At 69.0% G+C, this 5467-nt stretch carries 5 protein-coding genes; 1 reads left to right on the top strand and 4 read right to left on the bottom strand.

What is annotated here, in order from left to right:
* The first annotated feature begins 98 nt into the window (after window positions 1–98).
* The gene (locus tag ACWDU1_RS28890) at window positions 99–860 is read left to right on the top strand and encodes a class I SAM-dependent methyltransferase (protein ID WP_450003280.1); all 762 of its coding nucleotides are present in this window, start codon (window positions 99–101) and stop codon (window positions 858–860) included.
* 64 nt (window positions 861–924) lie between these two features.
* Here ACWDU1_RS28890 and ACWDU1_RS28885 read toward each other — a convergent pair whose 3' ends face one another.
* From ACWDU1_RS28885 to ACWDU1_RS28870, 4 genes are all read right to left on the bottom strand, one after another.
* A complete protein-coding gene (locus ACWDU1_RS28885) occupies window positions 925–2895 on the bottom strand; it encodes a neutral/alkaline ceramidase (protein ID WP_450003278.1) in 1971 nt (656 codons plus the stop codon).
* 192 nt (window positions 2896–3087) lie between these two features.
* Window positions 3088–4281, bottom strand: coding sequence for a zinc-dependent alcohol dehydrogenase (locus ACWDU1_RS28880; protein WP_450003277.1), 1194 nt, complete (start codon window positions 4279–4281; stop codon window positions 3088–3090).
* A gap of 66 nt (window positions 4282–4347) precedes the next feature.
* Window positions 4348–4833, bottom strand: a complete 486-nt coding sequence (locus ACWDU1_RS28875; protein WP_450003275.1) for a CinA family protein — start codon at window positions 4831–4833, stop codon at window positions 4348–4350.
* Window positions 4823–4978, bottom strand: coding sequence for a hypothetical protein (locus ACWDU1_RS28870; RefSeq protein WP_450003274.1), 156 nt, complete (start codon window positions 4976–4978; stop codon window positions 4823–4825). Before ACWDU1_RS28870 ends, ACWDU1_RS28875 begins: the two co-directional genes overlap by 11 nt.
* Window positions 4979–5467: the final 489 nt, after the last annotated feature.

Below are 5467 nucleotides of genomic sequence, written 5' to 3'. Positions count from 1 at the left end.
GGTAGCGGCGGGCCAGCCGCCGCAAGGCGGCGCGGGTGGCGGTTGCGGGGTCGGCCAGGTCGGGTCCGGGCCGCGATCGTGCCAAAGATTCGCGGGAGATGGCGACCTCATTCGGTATCGATGCCCAGCGCTACGACCGGGCCCGCCCCCGCTACCCCGAGGAATTGATCGCGCGCGTTCTCGCCGGGACGCCCGGCGCCGAAGTGCTCGATATCGGCTCCGGTACCGGTATCGCGGCCTGCCAGTTCCAGGCGGCGGGCTGCGCGGTACTCGGAATCGAGCCCGACGCCCGGATGGCCGAATTCGCGCGGGCACGCGGCCTGCGCGTGGAGGTCGCGACCTTCGAGGAATGGCAGCCGGGCGGACGGAGATTCGACGCGGTCGTCGCCGCGCAGTCGTGGCATTGGGTCGACCCGGGCGCCGGCCCGGCCAAGGCGGCCGAACTACTGCGCCCCGGGGGACGGCTGGCGATTTTCGGTCACGTCTACGAACCACCGGCCGATATCGCGGCACCCTTCGCCACCGCCTTCGCGCGGGTGGTGCCGGATTCCCCCTTCGCCGCGGGGCCGGCCCGCCGTCCTCTCGAACTGTATCGGGCCGGATATACGAGTTTCGCCGACCGCATCCGCGCGACCGGGCAGTTCGACGAACCCGAACAGTGGCAATTCGACTGGCAGCGGTCCTATACCCGGGATGAATGGCTCGAACTGCTTCCCACGACCGGGGGCCTCACCGGACTGCGCCCCGATCAGCTGGCGGAGATCCTGGACGCGGTCGGCGCGGCCATAGACGGGCTGGGTGGTGTATTCACCATGGATTACACCACCCTCGCCACCGCCGCACTCCGCACCGGCGAGTGACACCCGGACCCCGTCGGCGACCGCTTCATACGGCCCCGCTCGACGGCGGGGCATCCGGGGTCGGTCAGTCGTCCTCGTCGTGGATCTGGAACTCGGGCGAGGTGCCGCTGATGGGGATACGGTCGGTACCGGATTTCACCGCGTCGCCGAAGTACCGGATCCGGTAGCTACCCGCAGTCGCGTCGGCGGGGCTGTGCCACGCGATGGTGATCCGCGAACTCGAGGCGGGACCGCGCGACCATCGGAAGGTGGTGGTCCAGTCGCTGTCGTCGGCGATCGTCCGCCAGCGTTCCCCGTCGCGCCGCTGCACCATGAGATAGGTACTGCCGCGATGCAGGTCGTGATTCGGGTAGGCGCCGGCGAATTCGACGGTTACCGGTTCCCCGGCGCGGTAGGCCGGCTCGGGCGCGGTGAGCACATCACCGAATTCGTAGCCGACCGGCGGGAAGTCCGGCTGCGGTACGGCCTTCGCGGCCCGCTGCGCCTCGGACAGATCCGGAGCGGTGATATCGGACGAGGCGGGCTCCCCCGCACGCATCGCGGTCGCCAGCCGCGCCGCGACCTGCTGCAGGGCCGGTAGCTCCCATCGGCCGAACAGGGTGCTCGCCCCCTCATAACGCTGGGCGTCGTACTCCTCGGGAGTGGTCACGTAATGGATATAGGCGTTGCTGTACCCGGCGATCAGCACAGCGGCCGGCTCGGCACCCAGTATCGCCGCCACCGTCCGCCGCAGCCGCAGGCCGGCCGCGATCGTCACCTCACCCGGGATACCCAGCAGATACAGCTCGCCGATCTGCAGGAGTTGGACCGGCACTATCTCCTGTACGTACGGTCCGAACCGGTTCAGCAGGCCGCCCGGGGCGACGATCGCCTTGGGCGCCTGGGCGTCCCGCAGCGCGGGCGCGAACCGGTATGCGCACCGAGACAGCAGATCCCAGCCCGGATTGCGCCCCTCGCGGAAGGTCTTCCAATGCGTGGGCCCGTCGTGGCCCGCGCCGGCGAAAGCGGCCGCACCCCCGGCCGGGCGGCCGGTACGGTGTTCGCGTTCGTCTCCGGTGAACTCCGCCGATACGGTCACCGCCGACAGATCGACGTTGACCGACCGGGAATCGATGGCACCGGCCATCCGCGGCATATATCCCGCGGCGAGTTTCGCCGCGACCTCGTACTGGCGCAATCCGATGATCCGGGTGTTCTCGAACTCGTCGGAGGTAGGACCCGCGCCGGGACCACCGTCCAGGTTGGGCGACATATCACCGGCGTTGGTCTGCGCGAAGGCCGCGACGAAGTCGGGGTCGGGGTCGGCCAGGTAGTTCACACCCTCCACCACGTGCTCCCAGTGGTAGGCCGCGTACCCCTTGTTGTCACCGCTGATCAGCGTGTTGTGGTTCGTCATCGAGGTGCAGTGGGTCGCGAACCAGTTGACGGCGCCGACCGGTTCGCCGTCGCGATCGATACGCAGCAGGGTGGTCTGCGGATCGATGCCGTCGGGAAAGAAATCCCGCTCGTCCTGCGGATTCCGGTCGAACGCGGCCCGGGAGCGGTTGACACTGGCCTCACGCAATTCGCCATGGGCCAGGCGCAGGGTGGCCGGGGCGATATCCTCGTGCGCGCGCTCGATCGCTTCGACGATGCCGTCGACGATCGCCGCGAAGGTCGCCGGCCGGTACCCGCCCGAGCCGTTGTACAACCGGTGATGCGAATAACCGCCGGGCCCGCAGTGGGTGTGGGTCGCGGTGAGCATGACATTCGACTCCGTGTAGATATCCCCGAAACGTTGCGCCAGCCGGCGCAGCACCTCCTGGGTGACACTGGAGAAGATCAGGGGCAGGTCGTTCACGACCAGCAGTACCCGCTGGTCCACGATCGGATCGACGAAAACGAAAGCACGGGAACGTAACCGGAGGTGTATTCCGGTCGCCTTCTGATCGGCCTTGCCGTAGCCGAGCATGCCGGCCTCGACCGGTTCGCCGGTGATATCGGCAATGCCACGCCCGACCAGGTGGCGGTCGGTCGAATAGTTCGTGTCCGGCATCGACCTCTTCTTCTGTCCTGCTGAAACCGGCCCGCGGCCGCGAGCCGTACTCGTTCGCAGACAAACTAGCAAGGACGCGGACCGGCGCCGTATCGCACCGCACCGCCCCGCTCTTCGCGGGCACAACGGGTTCCGGCCGTGCGGTCGGATCGGGACGCCCGGCGGTACTCACCGGAGCGGCGCGCGTGACGTTCAGGCCGAGACGGCCGGGTCGAGAACGACCTTCACCGCCCCATCGGACTTCTCCTGGAACATCCGGTAGGCCGCCGGCGCCGCGTCGAGCGGAAGCCGATGCGTGGCGAAGGTCTCCACACCGAGCGGGTCCCCGTCGAGCAGCAGGGGCATGATGTCGTCGGCCCACCGGGTGACATTGGCCTGGCCCATCCGCAATTGGATCTGCTTGTCGAACAGCACCCGCATCGGGATCGGATCGACCATCCCGCCGTACACCCCGATGAGCGATATCGTCCCGCCGCGTCGCACGATATCGATCGCGCTGTGCAACGCCCCCAGCCGATCGATGGCCGCGGTATCACTGACCTTCTCGGCCAGCGCGTCGGGCATATGCGCCACGGCCCGTTGCGCGGCGGAGCCGACGGGTGACCCGTGCGCTTCCATACCCACCGCGTCGATGACCGCGTCGGTTCCCCGGCCGTCGGTGCGATCGCGGATCGCCTCGCCCAGCCGGTCACCGGCCTCATCGAGGTCGATGGTCTCGATGCCCCGGGCCGCGACCCGCGCCAGGCGTTCCGGCACCCTGTCCACCCCGATCACCCGGCAGCCCCGATGCGCCGCTACCCGGCACGCCATATCCCCGATCGGGCCCAGACCCAATACGGTGACCGATTCCCCGGCCCCGACATCGGCGTATTCCACGGCCTGCCAGGCGGTGGGCAGCACATCCGAGAGGTACAGGAATCGCTGGTCGTCCGGCCCTTCCGGCACCTTGATATGGGTGGCGCCGGCGTGCGGCACCCGCAGGTACTCCGCCTGTCCTCCGGGGACCCGGCCGTAGAGCTCGGAATATCCGAACAGGGCCGCGCCACTGCCCTGCTCCGACACCTGCGTCGTCTCGCACTGGGTCGGCAGGCCCTGCGCGCACATATAGCAGGTGCCACAGCTGATCTGGAAAGGGATGACCACGCGGTCGCCGCGGCGCAGGTTCGCGACTTCGCTGCCGACCTCCTCGACGATGCCCATGGGTTCATGGCCCAGGATGTCGCCCCGGCTCATATAGGGACCGAGTACCTCGTACAAATGCAGGTCGGATCCGCATATCCCCGAGGAGGTCACCCGGACGATCGCGTCGGTGGGCGCCTCGATCCGGGGATCGGGGACGGTTTCGACCCCGACGTCCCGGCGGCCCTGCCATACCACTGCCTTCATCGCTGCTCCTCCTTCCGCACGCGCGATACCCGCCGCCGTATGGCGGATCGGGCATCGTCACGTCCGCTACGCGCTGCCCCGCGCGGGCAGCTGTTCGCCCACGAACTCGGCGATCTTCTCCAGCGCGCAGGTAACGGTCCGGTCGAGGATCTGCCCCGGTTCGCCGTCGAACCGGTGATGCCAGGTGGTGGCGCCCGCCGGCGTCGCCGCCGCGAACCAGACCGAACCCACCGGTTCGCCGTCCTGCGTATCGGGACCGCCGACCCCCGTCACCGCCACGGCGAAATCCGCGGCGAGGAGTTCCCGGACTCCCCGCGCCATCGCCTCGGCGGCGCGCTCGCACACCACCGGCACGTCCGGCAACCCCAGTGCCCGCTGCTTGGCCTGCTTCGAATAGGCCACCACGCCCCCGAGGAACCATTCCCCGGAGCCGGGTGCGGCCCCCAGGGCGGCCGCCAGATTGCCGGCGGTCAGCGATTCCGCCACCGCGATCCCGACACCACAGCGCCGGGCACGCTCGGCGATCAACCGCCCCAATTCCTCATGCGTCATCGCTACCGATGTCATGGCCCTCGGCCGCGGACCGCTCGGCCTCGGCCACCTCGCGCCGCAACCGCTCGGCGGTCTCGTGATCGCCCGCGTCCTCGGCGGTGGTCACATCTTGCTCGAGCTGTGCGATCACATCTCGGGAAACCACTCGAACCTCCTATCGTCGCGACCCCGGCACGCCGGGGCCGACCGTTTCGACAACGCCAGGCGCCTACCCTCGGAATCCGCGGCCAAACCGGCGTTCGGGAATCGGGACCGCGGTGCACGGCCCCTGGGACGCCACGATCCACGAAGGCCTCCAGCCCCTGGACCAGGGCATACACTGGCCACCATGACCGATGACTCATCCGGCGTCGATCCGCGCGGTTCGGTGCGTTCATGGGGCATTCTCCGCAAGCATTCGGCCATGCCGGGGTTGCCGCCGGTGGTGTGAACCCCGTACACGCGACGGCGGGAGCCAAGCACGTGATCTCACGATTGGTGATCTTCGGCGGCACCGGCGACCTCGCCGGCCGCTATCTGCTGCCCGGTCTGGGGGGGGGGGGCGCCCCCCCCCCCCGAGAAACCGACGACAAATAGGGAGAGAGTGGTGGGGGGAGAGATAGTGTTTGAGTGTGGGTAGTTATAGGGGTGGGGA

This window comes from Nocardia sp. NPDC003345, assembly GCF_053589395.1.
Note: the sequence above shows the minus strand (reverse complement) of the source record. Positions and strands in the feature narration are given on the sequence as shown.

Bases quoted from the DNA above. Each gene is read 5' to 3' on its own strand.
- ACWDU1_RS28890 (WP_450003280.1), top strand. From the start codon at position 99: ATGGCGACCTCATTCGGTATCGATGCCCAGCGCTACGACCGGGCCCGC.
- ACWDU1_RS28885 (WP_450003278.1), bottom strand. From the start codon at position 2,895: ATGCCGGACACGAACTATTCGACCGACCGCCACCTGGTCGGGCGTGGC.
- ACWDU1_RS28880 (WP_450003277.1), bottom strand. From the start codon at position 4,281: ATGAAGGCAGTGGTATGGCAGGGCCGCCGGGACGTCGGGGTCGAAACC.
- ACWDU1_RS28875 (WP_450003275.1), bottom strand. From the start codon at position 4,833: ATGACGCATGAGGAATTGGGGCGGTTGATCGCCGAGCGTGCCCGGCGC.